Origin of the sequence: Mycobacterium kubicae (genome assembly GCF_015689175.1) — a bacterium.
Taxonomy (GTDB): Bacteria; Actinomycetota; Actinomycetes; order Mycobacteriales; family Mycobacteriaceae; genus Mycobacterium; species Mycobacterium kubicae.
On the sequence record NZ_CP065047.1, the window covers coordinates 5,736,212 to 5,755,508 of the forward strand.

General features: G+C 64.9%; 17 protein-coding genes. 4 read left to right on the top strand and 13 right to left on the bottom strand.

Going from position 1 to position 19,297, the window contains the following annotated elements; genetic code table 11:
- Genes I2456_RS26910 through I2456_RS26920 form a run of 3 tightly spaced genes read right to left on the bottom strand, consistent with a single transcriptional unit; the run spans nt 1 to nt 3,276 of the window.
- A complete protein-coding gene (locus tag I2456_RS26910; protein ID WP_085075492.1) occupies nt 1-750 on the bottom strand; it encodes an SDR family NAD(P)-dependent oxidoreductase in 750 nt (249 codons plus the stop codon).
- A complete protein-coding gene (locus I2456_RS26915) occupies nt 747-1,985 on the bottom strand; it encodes an MBL fold metallo-hydrolase (RefSeq protein WP_085075493.1) in 1,239 nt (412 codons plus the stop codon). Before I2456_RS26915 ends, I2456_RS26910 begins: the two co-directional genes overlap by 4 nt.
- Nucleotides 1,986-1,998: 13 nt before the next feature.
- Nucleotides 1,999-3,276, bottom strand: a complete 1,278-nt coding sequence (locus I2456_RS26920; protein WP_085075494.1) for a sulfotransferase family protein — start codon at nt 3,274-3,276, stop codon at nt 1,999-2,001.
- Between the two features lie 118 nt (nt 3,277-3,394).
- Between I2456_RS26920 and I2456_RS26925 the strand changes: the two genes are divergently transcribed.
- The 4 genes from I2456_RS26925 (at nt 3,395) to I2456_RS26940 (ending at nt 5,880) form a co-directional block, all read left to right on the top strand.
- On the top strand, nt 3,395-3,826 hold the full coding sequence (locus I2456_RS26925) for a TM2 domain-containing protein (protein ID WP_085075517.1): 432 nt from the start codon (nt 3,395-3,397) through the stop codon (nt 3,824-3,826).
- A gap of 55 nt (nt 3,827-3,881) precedes the next feature.
- A complete protein-coding gene (locus I2456_RS26930) occupies nt 3,882-4,286 on the top strand; it encodes a YbjQ family protein (RefSeq protein ID WP_068034244.1) in 405 nt (134 codons plus the stop codon).
- Nucleotides 4,283-4,642, top strand: a complete 360-nt coding sequence (locus I2456_RS26935; protein WP_068034241.1) for a hypothetical protein — start codon at nt 4,283-4,285, stop codon at nt 4,640-4,642. Before I2456_RS26930 ends, I2456_RS26935 begins: the two co-directional genes overlap by 4 nt.
- A 98-nt stretch (nt 4,643-4,740) precedes the next feature.
- Nucleotides 4,741-5,880, top strand: a complete 1,140-nt coding sequence (locus I2456_RS26940) for a glycoside hydrolase 5 family protein (RefSeq protein ID WP_085075495.1) — start codon at nt 4,741-4,743, stop codon at nt 5,878-5,880.
- Between the two features lie 101 nt (nt 5,881-5,981).
- Here I2456_RS26940 and I2456_RS26945 read toward each other — a convergent pair whose 3' ends face one another.
- From I2456_RS26945 to I2456_RS26990, 10 genes are all read right to left on the bottom strand, one after another.
- Nucleotides 5,982-7,193 (bottom strand): acyl-CoA dehydrogenase family protein, encoded by a 1,212-nt coding sequence (locus I2456_RS26945; RefSeq protein WP_068161115.1) that lies wholly within the window; start codon nt 7,191-7,193, stop codon nt 5,982-5,984.
- Between the two features lie 164 nt (nt 7,194-7,357).
- Complete coding sequence (locus tag I2456_RS26950) at nt 7,358-8,452, bottom strand: methyltransferase (protein ID WP_308203650.1); 1,095 nt, start codon at nt 8,450-8,452, stop codon at nt 7,358-7,360.
- A 210-nt stretch (nt 8,453-8,662) separates the two neighbouring features.
- Complete coding sequence (locus tag I2456_RS26955) at nt 8,663-9,154, bottom strand: VOC family protein (RefSeq protein ID WP_085075496.1); 492 nt, start codon at nt 9,152-9,154, stop codon at nt 8,663-8,665.
- Complete coding sequence (locus I2456_RS26960) at nt 9,151-10,941, bottom strand: FAD-dependent oxidoreductase (protein WP_163703893.1); 1,791 nt, start codon at nt 10,939-10,941, stop codon at nt 9,151-9,153. The genes I2456_RS26955 and I2456_RS26960 overlap by 4 nt, the downstream gene beginning before the upstream one ends.
- Nucleotides 10,938-12,629, bottom strand: coding sequence for a fatty acyl-AMP ligase (locus I2456_RS26965; protein ID WP_085075498.1), 1,692 nt, complete (start codon nt 12,627-12,629; stop codon nt 10,938-10,940). Before I2456_RS26965 ends, I2456_RS26960 begins: the two co-directional genes overlap by 4 nt.
- Entirely contained in the window at nt 12,626-13,360 is a 735-nt protein-coding gene (locus I2456_RS26970; RefSeq protein ID WP_085075499.1) for a thioesterase II family protein, read from the bottom strand. Before I2456_RS26970 ends, I2456_RS26965 begins: the two co-directional genes overlap by 4 nt.
- Complete coding sequence (locus I2456_RS26975; protein WP_241007815.1) at nt 13,357-16,302, bottom strand: type I polyketide synthase; 2,946 nt, start codon at nt 16,300-16,302, stop codon at nt 13,357-13,359. Before I2456_RS26975 ends, I2456_RS26970 begins: the two co-directional genes overlap by 4 nt.
- Complete coding sequence (locus tag I2456_RS26980; protein ID WP_085075501.1) at nt 16,302-16,562, bottom strand: acyl carrier protein; 261 nt, start codon at nt 16,560-16,562, stop codon at nt 16,302-16,304. The genes I2456_RS26975 and I2456_RS26980 overlap by 1 nt, the downstream gene beginning before the upstream one ends.
- A complete protein-coding gene (locus I2456_RS26985) occupies nt 16,559-17,503 on the bottom strand; it encodes a hypothetical protein (RefSeq protein WP_085075502.1) in 945 nt (314 codons plus the stop codon). Before I2456_RS26985 ends, I2456_RS26980 begins: the two co-directional genes overlap by 4 nt.
- Entirely contained in the window at nt 17,500-18,639 is a 1,140-nt protein-coding gene (locus I2456_RS26990; protein WP_085075503.1) for a StlD/DarB family beta-ketosynthase, read from the bottom strand. Before I2456_RS26990 ends, I2456_RS26985 begins: the two co-directional genes overlap by 4 nt.
- Between the last annotated feature and the right edge of the window lie 658 nt (nt 18,640-19,297).

Sequence of the window (19,297 nt, forward strand, 5' to 3'; positions counted from 1 at the left end):
TCAGACGCAATCCGACGCGCCGTCGACGACGAAGACCGCGCCGCTGGTGTAGCTGCTGTGCTCGGTGCACAGGAATGCCACCGTGGGCGCGATTTCGTCAGCTGAACCCATGCGACGCAATGGGATATGAGCCAACTCGGATTCGACCAGTTCGGGTGCGATGTGCATGGGCGCGGTCATGGGGGTGTCGATCGTTCCCGGCGCGACCGCGTTCACCCGTATCCCTTTACCGGCCCACTTGACGGCGAGATTCCTGGTGAGGCAAATGATTCCGGCCTTCGCCGCGCCGTACCCGGGAACCAGCGGCACCGCCCGCAGCGCCGACATCGATGCCATATTGACGACGCTGCCGCCGCCGAGCGTCGTCGAGGCCTGCAATGCTTTGTAGAGTCCGACCGTCAATCGGTAAGGTCCGGTGAGGTTCAAGGCCACTGATGCGTCGAACCCGTCCGGCTGCGACTCGTCGAGCCCGCCGGGGAAGTTGGCCCCGGCGTTGTTGACCAAGACGTCAAGCCGGGTGAACCGGTGCGCCAAGGCATCCACCGAATCGTGGTCGGTGATTTGGAGTTGCTGGTAATCCATGCCCGACAGGTCGGCTTCGTAATCGCCTGCCCGCTCCTTTGTTCCGGTGATGGTGACGTGCGCACCGGCATCGCGGAACAGCGTCGCGACGGCGTGCCCGATACCGCTGGTGCCGCCGGTGATCAGTGCCGCGGTGCCGGTGAAGTCGAAGCGTACCCGCGCGGTCATGAGTAGTTCGCAATCTGTTGGTTGAGCCAGGCGGTCTCCCAGAAGTTGACGCTGCCGGCCAACAGGGTCTCGTGGGCCTGCCTGAGCACGTTGCGCGCTTGCCCGTGATCTGACGGCACCAGTTCCGCCAGGTGAATGGCATGCAGGGGCCGACCCGCCTGCAGATGCGCCCGCGCCCGATCGACCAGCGCGTCGGCTCCCGCCAGTTCCGCGACGTCGGCGGTCACGGCGTCGAATCCGACGGGATATAGCTCGGTGGTCGAGCGGTGGTGGAACCAGCCCGAGTAGTTCTCCCAGATGGCCCGTACATCCCACGCCACCTTTCCATATCCTTGCCCCACTTCGTATTCGGCGGGCAACCTGATGTCGCGCATCAGCGTCAAGACGTCTTTACCCGCATTCATGCCGGCCACGGTCTCATCGTGAATGTATTGGATCGCGTCACGCAGTCGGGTCAGCTCGGCGTATATGCGATCTGCGCCCGTGATCGGATCGAAGTGACCGGTGACCAACAGTTCCGGTTGCAGGTCGCGCACTCGTTCCACCGACGCGATGGCCGTCAAGGCGTCGCGGTATCGGTCACCGCGGATGGTGACCAGATTGGGTATGTGGCCGAACAAAGGCCCGAAGGTGTTGCCACACAGACATATTCGCTCCTCGGGCAGCCAGACCACCAGCGAGTCGTTGGTTTCTCCGCCGGGAACGGCGATCAGTTCCAGCCGTCGGCCCCCGACATCGAGGGTCAGGGTGTCCTCGAAGTCCAGGTCCACGACCGGCACGCTCTGACCGGGCAGGCGCCTGGTGCCCAGGCGTCGTTGAATGGCTTGGATGCCCGAGGCCAGCGTGTCTTTGAAGGCAAACGCGCTGCGGTTGGCCCGGTACGGGATGAGCCGTTCGTTGTCGTCGCGCCAGCGGGTCCAGTTGGCTTGTGCCACCACGGTGGTGTCGGGGTCGCGCACACTGTCCAGGCCGCCGACATGGTCGACGTGCCCCTGCGTGAAGATGACGTAGCGCACCGGCGAGGAGTCGACGGCGTCGAAGTTGGCGCGGTGGACCGGCCCTTCGAAGCCCATGCCGGTGTTGACGATGACCCGGCCGTCATCCGTGGTCAGCAGGTAGGCGTTCGACAAGCCCGGTGAGCACCAGATTCCCGGCGCGACCTGTTCGGCTTGCTGGGCGGACGCGGGCCGCATGGCCTCGGCACCGGGCCGGCTGCGATAGACCGGTTCGGGCATCGCTAATCCTCCTTCATTCGGCACGGACGTCGAATCTGTCGAAGTAGAAGCCGAATTGGGCGCGCAGCTCGTCGGGCGCAATACCGAAGTGGCGGGTCAGGTCGTAGCGGATGCGACCGTGTTTGCCGCGCGGGTTGGTCTCCAAGTACTTCTGAAATTCCGCTCGCACCTGCGGTGTCAACTCGACTCCGCCGCGTTCGTAAAGCTGTGTCAGCAGGGGGATTTCGTTGCCGTTGAGGTCGTGGAAGCCGATGTCGATGCTGCGGTCGGCGGGCACCAGGTCGCGGTCGCGCACGCAGGCGCTGAGCAGCCGGTGCACCCGGTCGCTCCAGTAGTCGACCAGCCATTCGGGATCAATGCTGGTGCGGCGTAGTCGATCCGAGTAGGCCATCATGGTGATCGCCGACTGGATCACCGCAACGGGGTCTCGGTGGGTGAAGGCGACCGTCGCGTCCGGGAACGTGGCCATGAGTGGGCCCAATTGCTCACAATGTTGCGGGCTTTTGAGCACCCAGGTCCGCGGTCCTCGCAGGAAGGTCAGCGCTTGCAGCACCTTGCGCAGGTAGGCGTAGTGCCGACGGTGATCGAGACCTAAGTAGTAGTCCCGCCAATCCGGCACGCGCGCATGCCATTCCAACACGTAGCCGGCCAGGTCGAGGTCGAGCAGTTCGACCTCTTCTTCGATGGCCTCGGGGAAGCGGTCATGCATGGCGGCCACCACCGGCGCGCTGACCATCAGGGCGTCGTGTTCGCGCTTGCTGCGCGTGTAGCGCGGATCGACACCGAAGACGTCGGGACCCTCCCCGCGCGCCGGTATCGGCTCCTGGCTTTCCCAATATGGCAAAGCCCGCCGGCGCGGGTCGGCGGCGATGAGATTGACCAGGTGTGTGGTACCGGAGCGGGGCATCCCGACCACGATGAAGGGCTTCTCGATGGGAATCGACTCGATCTCGGGGTACCGCTTGATCAGATCGGTCAACGACAACCGGTTCCGCAACAGCCGAACCACCCGCTGGCGCAGGGACGAGCGGATGAGCTGGGTCAGCCCATGGTCGGCTTCGATCGCGGCCACGTGCCTGGTCAGGCGTTCGGTGAAACCGTCGGCGTCGTCGAGGTCGGCCGCACCGGCCTGCTCGCTGGCTTCGGTGAGCATCCGCTGGATGTCGAAGTCGACGTGCCGGGCTTCGGTGAAGTGCAGGATTTGCCGCTGGACGTCGGTCAGCTTGGGGGACGTCAGGTCGTCGAAATCGATGTCACCGATGTCGGCGATGTCCCCGCCCGCATTGCCCACCGGATCCCCACTTCGACGTGTCGATCGAGATATAGAGACGTTAGACCTGCTCGCCGAACCGTCGTCAATCGGAGCCGAGGTAGCGTATGCGGCGTCGACAGCAACGGGGGTGAAGCAGATGGCGACACCGAACCCGCCCGGTGAGGAACCTTGGGGGTCGCAGCCATACGGTCCAGGCTGGCAGCAACACCCGCCGCCGTACCCGGGCAACTGGGGGTATCCGCACAACGGATATCCAGGCAATGCCTTCGAGCCTTACGCGCCCTTCGGGCGTCACCCAGTGACGGGTCAGCCGCTTTCGGACAAGTCGGCCGTGGTCGCCGGTTGTCTGCAGTTGTTCTTCGGCTATCTGGGCATCGGACGCTTCTACATCGGCTCGACCGCGCTTGCCGCGGTGCAGTTGGTCCTGGGCCTGTTCGGGTTGTTTTTCACGGTGTTCTGCTTTCTCGGGCTGCCCCTGTTGTTCGGTGTGTTGATCTGGTCATTCGTCGACGCGATCATGATGTTCACCGGCAATGTCGCCGACGGCGACGGCCGCAAGCTGCGTTAGACCGTCGCGGTACCCTGCACCAGACCATTGCTCGTTCCGGCAGGAAGGTGCTGCGGTGCTCGTCGTCACCACCAATGACATTCCCGGTTGGGAGATCCAGCGCGTGTGCGGGGAGGTCTTCGGACTGACCGTTCGATCGCGAAATGCCCTCGCGCAGTTCGGCGCCGGTTTCAAATCCATGTTCGGCGGCGAGTTGCAGGGCATGACCAGAAATCTCGCCGAGAGCCGCAATGAGGCGATGGCGCGGTTGATCAACGAAGCCCGCACGAAGGGCGGCAACGCGATCGTCGCCATGCGCTTCGACACCACCGAACTCGGCGACGTCTGGACGGAGATCTGCGCCTACGGCACCGCGGTGCAAGCCGTGCCGATGACCGACGCCGCCCGCTACACCGCATCGCAGCTGGGTTACGGCGGCCCGGCCCAGCCACCGCCTCAACAACAGCCGCACGGCGGGTGATAGTCGGGGCCTTCCTGGCCGAGTCGGCGGCCGCGGTGGATAACAAGCTCACCGTGACCGGGGGCGTCCTATCGAGGTACGCCGTGGGCCCGGACCGGTTCGCCCGGTTTCTGCTGGTGGTGCTGACCCAGACCGAGACGGGCACGTCCGACCGACGGGTGAACGTCGAGATTCATTCGCCTACCGGTGATGAGGTCGAGCAGCTGGAATTCGAGCTACCTGAAGCCGCAGTCACCGCCGAGGTGGGGTTCGCGATCTATGGGATCGAGGCCAATCTGCCGGTCGATGGCCGCTGGGTGCTGGTGGTGACCGGGGGCGCCGGGGTCATTTCGCTACCCCTGGTGGTTGCTGGCTGAGGGGCACTGAAAACTGCTGGGCTACGGCCAGATAACAATTCTCATTTGCCGCCGGTACGCCGGGCTGACTGGTCGGCGAAGGAAATTACGGTCACTGCGTGGACCGTCGAACCGCCCTCAAGCTACCGCTGGTGTTGGCGGCAGGTGCGGCGCTGGCCCGCACCCCCCGTGCGGCCGCGGAAGCGGGCCGGTGGTCGCCCGACCGCGCCAACACCTGGTATCAGGCGCAAGGCTGGCTCGTCGGCGCCAATTACGTCACCTCGACGGCAATCAACCAGCTGGAGATGTTCCAGGCCGGCACCTATGACCCGGCGCGCATCGACCGGGAGATGAATTCAGCGCGGTTCTTCGGGTTGAACACGGTGCGGGTGTTCCTGCACGACCAGCTGTGGGCCGCCGATCGCGCCGGATTCCAGTCCCGGCTGGCGCAGTTTGTCAGCATCACCGCCCGCCACGGCATCAAACCGCTGTTCGTGCTGTTCGACTCGTGCTGGGACCCGATTCCAAGAGCCGGGCGGCAACGCGCGCCCCGGCCCGGGGTGCACAACTCCGGCTGGGTGCAAAGCCCGGGCGCCGAGCGACTGGACGACAAGCGCTACGCCGCGGTGCTGTACGACTATGTCACCGGAGTGCTCAGCCAGTTCCGCAACGACGACCGGGTGCTGGGGTGGGACCTGTGGAATGAACCCGACAACCCCGCCAAGGTGTACCGCAGGGTGGAACGAAACGACAAGCTGGACCGCGTGGCGGACCTACTCCCCCAGGTGTTCCGCTGGGCGCGGGCCGTAGACCCCGCTCAACCGCTGACCAGCGGTGTCTGGCAGGGCAGCTGGGGGGATCCCGGCCAGCGCAGCGCCATCGCCGGTATTCAACTCGACAACGCCGACGTGATCACGTTCCACTCGTATGCCAAGCCGGCCGAGTTCGAGGGCCGGATCGCCGAGCTGGCGCCGCTGGGCCGGCCCATCATCTGCACCGAGTATCTGGCTCGCTCCCAGGGCAGCACGGTCGAAGGGATTCTGCCGGTCGCCCGCCGGCACAACGTCGGCGCGTTCAACTGGGGATTCGTCGCAGGAAAGACGCAGACGTACTTCCCCTGGGATTCCTGGGATCATCCGTACGCGTCGGTGCCGAAGGTGTGGTTCAGCGACTTGGTGAACCCTGATGGCCGCCCGTTCAGTCAGGGCGAGCTGCAGACGATTCGCGCGGCGGTCGGTGGGGGGCAAACCCGGGACTAGGCCGGTTGGCGCCGTCGTTCGCGCTCGGCACTGAACCCCTAACTTCACCCGCGTGCCCGACCAGGTCCAGGGCCGCCTCGAGGCGGCTGGTCCCGGCGGCGTCACTGTAGCCGGAGCCCGGTGATCGAGCGGGCGATAACCAGCTGTTGAATCTGCTCGGTGCCCTCGAAGATGTCGAAGACCTTGGCGTCGCGGTGCATCCGCTCGACCGGATACTCGCGGGTGTAACCGTTGCCGCCGAGGATTTGGATAGCCCGCTCGGTCGCCCACACCGCTACCCGGCCGGCCTTCAGCTTGCTCATCGAACCCTCCGCTGAGGCGAACTTCTGACCGGTCGCACCCATCCAGGCAGCGCGCCTGACGAGCAACCGCGCTGCATCGATCTCGGTGGCGATATCGGCGAGGAGAAACGAAATGGCTTGCTTTTCGATGATGGGTCGCCCGAACACCACTCGTTCCTTCGCGTAGTCGAGCGCGTATTCGTAGGCGGCGCGGGCGACTCCGACGGCCATCGCCCCGACGGTGGGCCGCGATAGCTCAAAGGTGGCCATCGCCGGCTGCCGGGACGTCTTCCGCCCTTCGCGTGCACGCGCGAGCCTCTCGTCGAGCTTGTCTTTGCCGCCCAGCAGCGCACTGCCGGGAACCCGCACACCGTCGAAAAATATGTCCGCGGTGTTCGAGGCACGCACGCCGTGCTTGCGCAGCTTCCGCGGCGCGGCAATACCGGCAGTGTCGGCACTCATGGCGAACGCGGCCTGTCCGCGTGTACCGAGACTGGGTTCGACCACCGCCTGGACGACCAGAACGTCGGCCACACCACCGTTGGTCACCCACGCTTTCTGGCCCGAGATCAGCCATTCATCGGACGCTTGGTCATATTTGGCCGTAGTCAGCATGTTCGCCACGTCGGAACCGGCCTCTGGCTCTGATGAACAGAACGCGCCCACCTTGACGTCCTTGTCGGTGCCATAACACTGCGGTACCCAGTGTGCGATCTGCTCGGCAGTGCCGGCGGCGATGATGCCAACGGCAGCGAGCGTGCTTCCCATGATCGATAGTGCGATTCCGGCATCACCCCAGAACAGCTCCTCGGCCAAGATCGGAAAACCCTGTCCGGTCGGGTCGCTGAGGAGCGTCATCAATATGTCGTCGCCATAAAGCCCGATGCCGGCAGCCTCCTGCAAGATGGGCCACGGCGTCTCCTCGCGGTCGTCCCAGTCGAACGCAGCCGGACGAATCACCTGTTGGGAGAACGCATGCGCCCAATCGCGCAGTTGTTGCTGTTCATCAGACAGAGCTAGCGAGAACGCCATCGGGAAATCAACTTTCGCTTTCGATGCCGCCGTCCGAATGACCGCAACGGCAACCGATCTCGCTGTCGACGCCCCTATGGTGTCAACATGCTCCGACCGTCTACTACCACAACGGCCGCGCACCCTGAGTTGTTCAATGCCCCAGAGTGATCGCCACTTTGAAGCTAGGCGGCCTCGGCCTCGATGAAGCTCAATGGCGATGCAGTGGGCACCCATCGGGTCAGCCGGAACCCGGCGCGCTCGAGAAGCGCGCGGTACTCGGGCACCGTTCGCTCGCGTCCAGCCTGCAGCAGCAGCATCTCCAGATCCGTCCAATGACCGAAGAATTCGCGGTCGTGGTCCGGGATCACGCAATCGATCACCAATACCTTTGTGCCGACCTTCGCCGCCGAGCGGACGCTCTGGAGAATCTCGACCGCCCTGTCGTCGGGCCAGTCATGCAGGATCATCTTGAGCACGTAGACATCGCCACCCGTGGGAACGCTTTCGAAGAACGATCCCTGCTGTAACTCCACGCGATCTGCGACATTGTGCTGCCGCAGCACCGGTGGGGCTTCGGCGAGCGCGTGCGGCAGATCGTAGAGGATCCCGCGGGCAGTCGGGGTTGCGTTGAGGATGGCAGAAAGCAGCCGCCCCACCCCACCGCCAACATCGACGATTGTCTGGTAGTCGTCGAACGAATAGGCGGCCATCAGGTAATCCACCGTCATCTCGGTGGTGTCGGCCATGGCGCGGTTGAAAATCTCATTGAGCTCGGGATCCCCAACGAGGTAGTCGAAGGCTTCCATGCCGTGCAGGACCGGAACAACCGCCTTTCCGGTTCTGATTGCATCCACCAGATAGCTCCAATGTTCGCGGTGTTGGCGCGAACCCACCAGCTGAGCCATGGACGCCGCCGACAGTGGAACGTCGGCGCGCAACGACTTAGCGAGCGCGTTGAGCGCGTAGCGACCGTCACGGCGCTGACGAAATATGCCGCGGCCGATCAATGCTCGCAGCAGTCGGCGCAGCGCGTCGGGATCCGCCTGCACCCGAGACGCCAACTCCTCCAACCGCAGCGGCCCCTTGTCGAGGGCGTCGGCGATACCGAGTTCCACGGCTACCGCGATGGCTTGTGACGTCCAGGCACCGACGATTAACTCCATCATCGCCGCATAGGCAGGGACCGTCCCTAGATGGATCAGCGCCAGACGATGGCGAGCACGCTCGACGAGTCGCACCAGTTTTGTGGGGGGAATTCTTACAGACATAGTGACCATGACCTTGACCTTGACCTAGACCTAGACCTAGACCTAGAAGCGATTAGTGGCGCGAGCCTGACCGATTACCAGTTGAGCCACTGAGGTAGAACTGAAAAGTTGCTGGCCCGCAAGCTTTCACGATTTCCTATTGATGTATTGCGCCGCCAATTGTTTTCCCTTCGCCAGATCTGGTCCGCTCGGTCGAACAGCGCTATGCGGACGCCTGTGCTATTCCAATTCGGGCGGTTGCTGGATGGTTGTTGACGAATCGCTGTCGATGTAGGCCAGCACGTCTTTCGGATCCACCTCATCGGGCCACACACCGGCTGCGGTGGCTTGGTGGCCGACGACTACGGGCAGGTGCAAGGACACGTCGGTGCCATTGGGATCGCGAAACCACAGCGCTGTTGTCCCGGGTTGGCCGGTCGCCCGGTGGGGCACAGAACCCAACTGGCTCAATCGATTCAACGCCGGACGTGCTGAGTGCAGATCGCTCAGTACCAGATTGATTGAGGTGACACCACTGGCCTCGGGATGGTAATCGAGTGCGATCGGCGAACGCTCGATCACCACCCGCAGGCAATCGCCGTGAATGGCGGTCATGCGGGCATTCTGTGTTCGGGGAACCCCGCCGAGCAACGCCGCCCACCACTGCGTCATCTCTGCCGCCCGGTGGGTGAGTAACCGCAACTCGACCACTTGTGCCCCAACGTCGTTCATGCGATCAGTCCCTTGTGACTCGCCGCAAGGGCGCCAACGACCTGCAATGCCAGCCGCAGCAGTGGCGCGCCATCCCGGCCCGAGTGCAGCAGGGCGGTGATATGGCCATCGGGACGGACCAGCAAGGCATCCGGATCGGCACCAGCGACGCCGGTGTGAAATACGGCACGTCCGGCATCACCGACGGGCACCACCGACAACGAAAGTCCCTCAGCCGCAGACGACCACACAAATTGACTTGCTTTGGATACCAGGAGTGTCAGGACATCGCGGTGGACCAGATCCAGTGTGGACACCCGCCGATCACCGTCCTCGAGCCAGACGTGCGGCAGCCGGCCGCCGGCGCGCACAGATGGGATATAGAACTCCGGATCGCTGAGCGGTGGTGGCAGCCGATCAGCGATCACGGCGCCGCGCCCATAACTCACCCCGAGGTCGCGGCCCCAGCTGTGATAGTGCGGCCCCTGCTTGGCGATCGCCGCCGCAGCCCGGCGGCGGATTCGCTGGCCGATCCGGCCGGGTGACTGGGCCAGGCGAAACCGCTGGTATCCCAGCGTGGTGGCGCCACGGATCACGGCACGCACGGGACGTCTGGGTGCCCAGTCCGGAATAGCAGCGACGGCTTGCGGCAGCATGCGCACCGCTGGCCGCGGCAACCCCAGTGCCGCAACGACATCGAACATCCCGTCAAAATTGGTCACCGAGTCGGCGGTGGCGGCCGCGCCAACCGGACGGCGTTCTCGCTCATAGGTGTCCAGCAGTGCTTCGTCGGCGCGGCCGGCGATGACCCAAGCGAGCTTCCAGGCCAGGTTGTGCACATCGGCGACACCGGTGTTGAGTCCCAGCCCACCGGTGGGCGGAAACCGGTGCGCGGCATCGCCGGCCAAGAACACGCGTCCTACCCGATAGTGAGTGGCGACTTGGGCGGTCATCGCCCACGGTTGGATCGACTTGATGTCAACCCGAACAGCGGGATCACCGATTGCATCGACGATGTGCCGGCGGCAGATCGCCGCCGGGAAGTCTTCCACCGACTCAAAGGGCGGGAAGTAGGGAATCTGGAATACCAGGTCCTCCGGCGGCCGGTGCACGATGGTGGCGCCCACGCCCTTAGCGGTGTGGGTCCACATGACCGGGCCGCGGCGGTGGCGGCGGAATGCCTCGAGATCGGCCGAGAAAAGGACGCTGATCACATTCTGCAGCAACGGACCCTCCATCGCGATCCCCAGCGCGCGGCGCACTGTGCTGGCTGCGCCGTCGGCGGCGATGAGGTAGCGCGCCAGTATCATTCGGCAGGTTCCGGAAGTGGGGTCGGCGACAGTGACCGCGACGCCGTCTGGGCCGTCGGTGTGAGAGCGGTACCGCCAGCCGGTCCGCATATCGATGCGGTCGCTGTTTTTCAGGTGTTGCCAGAGCAGCGGTTCCAGGACGTTCTGGGGTAGGTGTGCGCTGCGGGTCGGGCTGATCGACTCGATCGCGTCCATCTGCGCGACCGGCAAGTCGGCCAGTGGCACCCGCCCGAGCTCGGGCCCGGCCAAGCTTGTGCAGTACACGATGCACCGCAGCTCGTGCATGGGGGCGCTGAGGCCGCGGATGTCGCGCTCGAGGCCGATCTCGCGCCAGATCTCCATAGACCGCGTCGAGAGCACGTGCGCAGCGGGGTGGCGTTGTGGCTCATGGCGTGCTTCCACCACGGTGCAGTCGATGCCATAGCTCGCGAGCAGCAGCGCCGCCGTGGCACCCACCGGTCCGGCGCCGACGACAACGACATCGCAAGTGTCGCTCACGTGTTCAGCACCTGAAGTCGAGCCGGCTGTCGGATCGCTGAGGCGGGGGTGTAGGTAGGGAGCAATTTTCGAGCGCTGCTGCGGCGTAGCTTGCCCGACGGTGTCTTCGGCAAGGTGCCGGCGGGGAACAACAGGATGTCACGCGGGCGGTGCCCGACTTGACTGCTCACCCGGGCGGCAATCTCGCGGCTGATCCGTGCTCGTGCGTCGTCGTCGGTCGCGTTGCGTATTTCGGCGAGCACCGCGAAGCCCTCTCGATCGGCGTCGACACGCAGCGCGATCACGCAGCCTTTTCGCACGCCCTCGACACTCTCGGCCGCGCGCTCGATATCGTGCGGATAGAGATTCCTGCCGGCCAGCACGATGAGATCCTTGGTGCGGCCACAGACATAGAGCCGCCCCTCCTCGTCGAGGTAACCCAGGTCTCCGCTGTCGAACCAGCCATCCGTCGCCAACGGCAATACACCGTCGGAGGTCAGATATTTGTCGGCGATCATCGGGCCGCGCAGTTCGATTGCGCCGATCTCGCGGGGCGCCAACGCTGTTCCGTTCCGGCTGATCCGTAGATCCAGGCCCGTCACCGGTAACCCCACACACACCACATGCTGTATGTCCGCGGAGCCATTCGGCACCGGCTGTGCGCGGTGCGCTTCCGCAATGGCCCGCCGCGAGACCCGGTCGACGATTGCCTGGTCGGATGCCGACCCTAGCGACGCCACCAGTGTGGCTTCGGCAAGTCCGTAGGCGGGTGTTAGCGCCGTCGGGCGCAGGCCGAAGCGCGCGCCGATCGCAGAGAAGGCGGTCATGTCGCGGTGGTCAATCGGTTCGGCTCCGTTCACCGCGATGCGTAGCGACGAAAGGTCGATGGCGTCCGGGTCGGCGCGCTGCAGCACGCGAGCGAGCACGGAGTACGCGAAGTTGGGGCCAGAGGTGATGGTCGCGCGATGCCTGCTGATCAACTCTGCCCAGACGAGCGGTCGTTTGAGGAACTCCTCCGGTGGGACGACGACGGTTTCGATACCCAGCTGCATAGGGAAGCAGACGAAGGCGATCATCCCCATGTCATGCGACAGCGGCAGCCAGCTCGCCATCACGTCGGTGTTGATGTCGAGTTCGAGCCCGTCGCGCAAGGCGACCGCGTTCGCAGCGAGATTGCCGTGACTGATCTCGACGGCTTTGGGTACGCCGGTTGATCCAGACGTCAACTGCCGCAACGCGATATCCGACTCGGCGGCTTGATCTGACATGTCAAGTTCTATCGGGTCGGCACGACGCAAGGACTCGACCGTGCAGACCTTCAGTCCCTGAGCCGTCAGCGGATCCAGCGCACCCAGGAATTGCTCGCCGATCACGACCACGTCGGCCTTGATCATCACCGTCGCCCGAACCGTGTCTTCCAGCCAGACCGCCAGGTCGGTGCGGGGAGTTGGTTGCTGCAGCATCGTCAGCGCGGCGCGACTCAGCCAGGCGGCCTGCGCGAGCGGCGCGATATCAGCGGCATCGGTGGCCAGCACGGCGACCGAACCATGGCGGCGTATTCCCCGCGCGGCCAGACCCCCGGCCATCCGTTTGGCCTGCTCGTGGACTTCACGCCAGGTCAACCGAATCGGGTCGGCGACAGTGCCGGCGGTCAAGTGCCGCGGTGAAAGTTTCGCTGCGGTAGACATTTCACGGGTTAACACACTCACGGGAGTGGGCTCCTTTCCCGCGCCGCCTCCTCGGCGACACGTGCAATGGCGGCTACCAACGCCGGTTCCGGGGAACGGAATAGGAAGTGGCCGCCGGGGAAAAAGCGAACCGGCGCAGGCTGCACCGAGTGCGACACCCAGGCGGCCACCGTGTCAGGCGGCGCCACAGTGTCACCGAAGCCCCCGACGATGTGCAGTGGACATGGCAGCGGTGGCGCATCAGTTCCCCACTGGGACTGGCAGATCCGCAGATCGTCACGCACCGTAGGCATCAGCAGCGCCAGCCAGTCCGGACGGTTCAGGACTTCGGTCGGCAGCCCGCCATAGCGCGCAAGCTCGATGGCCAGCTCGTAATCGTCGAGCAGCTGCAGATCAAGCCGGGGAGAGGGTAGGTGCGGGGCGCGGCAGGACGCGACGATGACCGCTTCCGGTGCCCGCAGGCCACGTGAGATCCGTTGTTGCGCAAGCAAGTATGCCAGTATGGCGCCCATGCTGTGACCCAGCAGAATGTGGGGCCGACGCAGTAGCTCGTCGAGTTCGTCACCGAGCGCCCGCACGCAGTTCTCGGCGTCGACATGGCGGGGCTCGTCGCGGCGCGACTCCCGTCCCGGCAGTGTCACCGCCGTAAACGCCAGCTCGGCGCCGCTGTCCGCCAACGCTCGGCGCAGCGGATGAAACGACGCGGCCCCGCCACCGGCGTGGTGAAAGCACACCAATGCAACGGGCGTCATGGTGCTGTACCGGCCTCATCGAGCCGCTCCATCACGAAGTCGATGAGATCACCGACGCTGTGGATCCTCGGCAGCACCTCGGCGACAGTGGTGTCCAGTAGTGGCGGATACTCCGCACGCAGCCGATCCAAGAGGCGAAGCTGCAGCAACGAGTCGTAACCCAAGTCATCCGCGAGCCGTTGAGATCGGCTGAGCGTGGTGACCGAATAGCCGCCGACATCGGCGATCAGCGCGAGCACCCCGCCCCGCGTACCGGTCTGCGGTTGCTCGGCATCCGCAGGCTCGTCGACTCGATCGCCTTGTTGCGCCGCGGCGGACCGCACCAGCTGTGAGGGGTAGCTGACTGGACCGTCGAACCAGAACCGGCGGGAAGTATCGAAGACATACGGCGGGATCCGATGCCGCGGCCCGGCCGGTCCGCCGTACAGCGCCGTCAGATCCGGTGAGTAGCCGTCGCGCATCAACGTTGCAGCCACACCGAGCAGTTCCGTCCCGTCCGAATCCGGTCCGCTGCACAGCATGAGCGAGCGGGTCTGCGGCGGAAGTCCGCCCCGTCGGGCAAGGGTGAGCAGCGCTGATTTCGGACCGGCCTCGGCGAGATAGTCGACGCGTCCGGTCCGCAAAGCAGCTTGTACCGCGTCGAAGAACAGCACCGGAGAACAGATCTGCGCGGCCCAGTAGTCGACCGTCATCTCTGTGCCATTGACCTCGCGGCCCAGCACCGTGGAGAACAGCGGAAACTCGGCGGGCGCTGGTTGGAGTCCGGCTGTCTCGCGCCGGAAGTCGGCCACCATCGGCTCCATCAGCGGCGAGTGAAAGGCGTGTGACACCGCCAGGTTCACTGCTTTGCCGCCCCGTTGCCGAACCGTTGTTTGCACTCGAGCCACGGCATCGGCATCACCAGAGATGGTCAGGGAGTGCGGCCCATTGACCGCCGCGATCCCACACCCGGGTTCCTCAGCGACGAGTGCTTTCACCTGCTCAACGCCGAGGTCAACCGCGATCATTGCCCCACCTGGTGGCAACGCGCCCATCAGTCGCGCTCTGGTCGCGATGAGCTTTGCGGCGGTGTGCAGGGTCAGTACACCGGCCAGGCAGGCGGCGGCGATTTCTCCCACGCTGTGGCCGATCCCGAAGGGCACTCGGATTCCGCTCTGTAACAGAGTCTTTCCCAGCGCGTAGGACACGGCGAACAATGCTGGCTGCGCGAGACTGGTGTGATCAAGGCCGGGCGCGGGGCCGAAGATCGCTGCGAGCAGATCGGATCCAAGGTGCGGATCCAGCGCGGCCGCCGCGGAGTCGAGATTCTCCCGGTACCTCGGATGCGCGTCGTAGAGCCGCCGCGTCATGCCTGGGTACTGGGCACCCTGACCCGAGAACAGGAGCCCGACGCTGGGCGGGGCCCGGTGCAGCGGGGCGGACGACACCAGATGGTCACCGGCGCCGGCCGCAAATTGGCGGATCCCGTCGACCAGGGTGTCGCGGTCGCCCGCAACGGCAAGGCGATGCCGGTTTGAGCGCTTGACGACGTTGGTCGAGCGGCACCAGGAGGCCACTTGCGTGGTGTCGAGCTTCTGCAGCGCGGCCGTCATCGACTCCGCGTTGCGCCGCAGCGCCTGCACCGACGGCGCCGAGATGGTAAGGACGCCGGTCGCACCCGGGGCGGGCAGCGCCGTGGGCGGCGCCGTCTCCAATACCGCGTGGGCGTTACTGCCGCCAAGACCGAACGAACTCACCGCGCCCAGCGTGCCGTCCACCGGCAGTTTCCGCGGACCGTCGGCCAATTGCAGACCGTGCTCGGTCAGTCGCAAGGCCGGATTGGCGCTGCCGCCGAACACTGTTGGCGGCAGCACCCCATGGTGCAACGCCAGGCACGTCTTGATGAACGCCGCGATCCCCGCACTGCCTTCGGTGTGTCCGATGTTTCCCTTCACGGAACCGAGCAGGCAGGGCTCGCCGGCTCGCGTCTTGTGCACGTCGCCAAGGGCGTTGGCTTCGATCATGTCGCCCAGCACCGTGCCGGTGCCGTGCGCCTCGACGAAGCCGATATCTCCGGCATCGACCTCTGCCAGGCTCAGAGCCCGACGCATCAGCTCCACCTGCGACCGGCGGCTCGGGGCCGTGATCCCGTTGCTGCGGCCGTCGTGGTTGATGACCGAACTCTTTACGACGGCATAGATAGGTTGCCCGTCGGCAAGGGCGTCCTCGAGTCGGCGCAACACCACCGCGGCAACACCCTCGCCTCGCCCGATGCCGTCGGCGCCCAGCCCGAACGGCTTGCAGCGACCATCCGGCGCGGACAGCCCTGCCTGGGTGTAGAAGATCGAAAGCGAGGGCGTCAGAATGAGATTCGCACCGGCTGCGATGACGGTATCGGCGTCGCCCGAGCGAAGGGCTGCGCAGCCCTGGTGGACGGCTGTCAGTGATGACGAGCACGCCGAATCGATGGCCACGCTTGGTCCGGTGAGGCCCAGGTGGTAGGAGATACGGTTAGCAGTCATGAAATAGCCACTGCCCGTGCCGCGGAACGCGGTGAGGCCGGCGAAGTCGAGAATTTGTAGGTTGCTCCACTCGCTTGACATGATGCCGACGAAAACTCCGGTCGGCGTGCCGGTCAGCGACCGCGGGTCGATTCCGGCATCTTCGATTGCGCGCCAAGATGATTCCAGGAGCAGGCGCTGCTGGGGGTCAAGCCCCCCGGCTTCGATGGGCGCTATCCCGAAGAAGTCGTTGTCGAATGTGTCAACGTTGTCGAGAAAATGGCCGCGCCGGGTGTTCATCGATCCGGGGGCACCGTCGGTCCGGTAATAGGCGTCAACATCCCAACGCTGCGAGGGCACTTCGCTGTCGGTCACTGCGCCCTCCATCAGCAATCGCCAGAACGCGTCCTTGTCGGGCGCGCCGGGAAAGCGGCAATCGACACCGACCACGGCGATCGGCATCATTGCAGCACGCCCTCGGTGACGAGGTACGCCGCGATGGCATCAATGGTGGCGTAATCCCACACAATCGTGGTTTCGACGGGTATTCCCATCTCGACCTCCAGATCGGCGCACAGCGTCAGGCTCGCCGCGGAGTCAATCCCGTAATCCGCTAACGGGCAGTCGATTTCGATGGTGTCCGGTGTGACATTGAGCTGGGCGGCCACCTTCGCGGACAGCCAGTCCACGAGCTCCTGGTACTCGGGGTGTGCAGTCCTCATGCGACCACCACATCGTCGAATACCGGCAGGTGAAACGAGATCCGACGGTAGACAAACCCGCGAACGCGGATAGCGAAGCGCTCACCGCCGACGACTGCGGCGCATCCGATCAACGGCAGACCGATCACGATGGCGATCCCCAGGCTAAGCGCGAAGGCGATCAGACTGGCGGCGTCCGCGGTACTGCCGAATCGGCGCATGGACCTGGCAGTTCTGCCCCACCTGCGAAACACCTTGCCGGCAATGATGTCCGCCGCGGCCAACGCCGGCACGACGGGCGCCGCATCTGCCGGGCACGACCGCGACTCAGCGATGCACTGCCCCACGGCGGTGACCCTCGCGAGTTCGTCATCGCCGACACCCGCCCGCCCGAACCATAGAAACGGTGCGCGTTTCCCGGTCAGCAGCCAGCGCAGGGTTGTCACCAGGGTTGTCGATGACCGTCGCGTATCGGTAGCCGCGACCACGTCGACGCGGCGGGCACCAGCGGATCGCAGTAGCCCGCACGCCTCGATTGCCGCCGAATACCACATGTTGCGGCAAGCGATCAGCGACACGACGGTGCGGCCCTGGACCGCCTCGGGATGCGTTTTCAGCAGTGAACGGATGGGAAGCGAGGGTGCCAGGTACCACACCTGGTAGGCCAGGATGACCAATTCGTCTGCAGCCGTGGTGAAACCACCAGCCGGCTCGACGAGCTCCACGAGCGCCTGTGGGTCAACCGCTTGTGGAAACACTCCGAAGAATCGGCGAATCGGCCAAGGGAACGGAAACGCGTTGCGCGGCCGCACATCAACCCAGCGGATGTCCCACCCGCGCGCTTCCAGCGGGGCCGTCAGCGCCTGGGCCACCTCGCGCAACTGTCCGGTCTGGGTGTACAGGTAGACAACTGCCCGGCGTTGCAACCGCTCGGTCGGTGCCGCCGCCAAAACCCTGGTCACCGTGACGTTTCCGACGACACCGCGGTGACGTGCATGAACGAGACCGCGAAGCGGCCGGACTCGGGAACCATGCACAGCATCGTGTCGCCGTCTTTGATCAGACCCTGCTCCATCATCTCGTCGAGGATGACGTAAATGGAAGCGCTGCCGATGTTTCCGACGCTGGTCAGGTTGCTGTACCACATATCGGGCCGGCCACCGTCGACGCCCCGTCGCGAAAACTCCTTCATCACAGTGTCTTTCATGCGCTCGCTGGAATAGTGCGCTGGGATCCAGGTCAACGTCGACGGATCGAATTTGCCCAGTCGGAGCAGGCGGTCATACTCGTCGACGCCGACTTTCACCAGGTGCGGCAGTAGGGCGAGGTCCTGTCGCAGCACCAACGCGCCATCGGCGGCGGCCTCCGAAGCGTTCGGGTAGTCCCCCCATGACTTCGTGGCTCCCGTGTCCGGAGTGCCACCGTACATACACGTCTTCTCGGTGTTGGCGTAGGACGTCAGTGAGATCCAGTCGATGCGCAGACTGATGCCAGAGGCTTTGGGCTCGTCCTGGATTACCACTGCGCCGGCCCCATCCGAGAGCATGTAGCGCAAGAATGCGGCCTCCAGTGGGAGGGTTCCCTCCTCGGCGACCACACCCATCTCCTCATAACGGGAGTTCTTGAAGAAGCGGGAAGCGAATTCGCTGGCCACGCTGACCGCGGTGCGCTTCTCACCCATCGCCACCTGCAGGTAGGCGTTCTTCAGCGCCATGATTCCGGAGCTGCAGATCCCGTGCAGGGTGGCGATTTCGAGGGGGCCGTAGCCCAGCTCACCGTGCACCATGCTGGCATGTCCGGGCGCCAGCAGGTCCGGCATCGTGGTGGCGGCACACAACAATTCGACGTCGTCGGGACCGAGGCCGACGTGCTCGGCTGCGCTCCGAACGGCGTTGGCCGCCATCGCCGCGTTGGAAATGACCGTCTGCTGTTTCTTGTCGATCGCGTAGTGGCGCGTCTTGATGCCACAGTTGGCGAGAGTGATGTCCTTGAGATCAGAGGTCGAGCGTCCCGCCTTTCCGATGTAATCCTCTATTTCGTCGTTAGGCACAGGGTCGCCGGGGAGAAAGCTACCGGTGGCCGTGATGTAAGCGCTCATATTCGGCTCCAGGGTTGTGATTGTCACTGATCTAGTGATGTCGTTCATCTACTCCACGCATTCGACGGGGTATCGGTTCGATCTGCGCCCGTGTCGTGTTGTGTGTCACGCCAGCGGACGCCAAATCGCCTCGAACTGACAGCCTTCAAGCAGGAGCCGGACAGCGCGTCCCAAGGTGCTGAGGCCAATTGCTGTGAGAAATAAGAGTTTTCGGTGTCGAGTAACCGAGTGAGGCGGGCGCGGAGCATTCGGTAACCCGGGTTCGAAAGCGGCGGCCGTGGCCAACACGCGGAATGGATCAGCGCCCAAAATTGCTGCCGCAGAGTTTCTTTCGCGTGAGTGGGCCCCCACAGCGCACTGCTACTGTGGACCGAAATGGTCAGCGGCTGGATGGCCCCTGGACACTGTTACCCGAGGGTCCGTTCCCGGACGAGCTACTGAGCGCCCTCGTCATGCACCTGTCGTACCTCGCGCCAGACGGCACGACCGGGGCCGGCGATGCGGCGTCGCTGTCAGCAATCCACCTCGCCCTGCGGCGGCCGTCCCCGCGGGAGCACTGACGCGCACGCCCGCACCGATTTGGTGCGCGCATGTCGGGACCACACCGCGTTGAAGCGGCCGCGCGGGCTGCCTAGGCCGGCCTGCTCGGCCCCTTCCA

Coding starts and splice junctions, on each gene's coding strand:
- I2456_RS26955 (WP_085075496.1), bottom strand. CDS start 9,154: ATGAACGACGTTGGGGCACAAGTGGTCGAGTTGCGGTTACTCACCCAC.
- I2456_RS26925 (WP_085075517.1), top strand. CDS start 3,395: ATGGCGACACCGAACCCGCCCGGTGAGGAACCTTGGGGGTCGCAGCCA.
- I2456_RS26950 (WP_308203650.1), bottom strand. CDS start 8,452: ATGGTCACTATGTCTGTAAGAATTCCCCCCACAAAACTGGTGCGACTC.
- I2456_RS26970 (WP_085075499.1), bottom strand. CDS start 13,360: ATGACGCCCGTTGCATTGGTGTGCTTTCACCACGCCGGTGGCGGGGCC.
- I2456_RS26945 (WP_068161115.1), bottom strand. CDS start 7,193: ATGGCGTTCTCGCTAGCTCTGTCTGATGAACAGCAACAACTGCGCGAT.
- I2456_RS26980 (WP_085075501.1), bottom strand. CDS start 16,562: ATGAGGACTGCACACCCCGAGTACCAGGAGCTCGTGGACTGGCTGTCC.
- I2456_RS26915 (WP_085075493.1), bottom strand. CDS start 1,985: ATGCCCGAACCGGTCTATCGCAGCCGGCCCGGTGCCGAGGCCATGCGG.
- I2456_RS26975 (WP_241007815.1), bottom strand. CDS start 16,302: ATGCCGATCGCCGTGGTCGGTGTCGATTGCCGCTTTCCCGGCGCGCCC.
- I2456_RS26990 (WP_085075503.1), bottom strand. CDS start 18,639: ATGAGCGCTTACATCACGGCCACCGGTAGCTTTCTCCCCGGCGACCCT.
- I2456_RS26910 (WP_085075492.1), bottom strand. CDS start 750: ATGACCGCGCGGGTACGCTTCGACTTCACCGGCACCGCGGCACTGATC.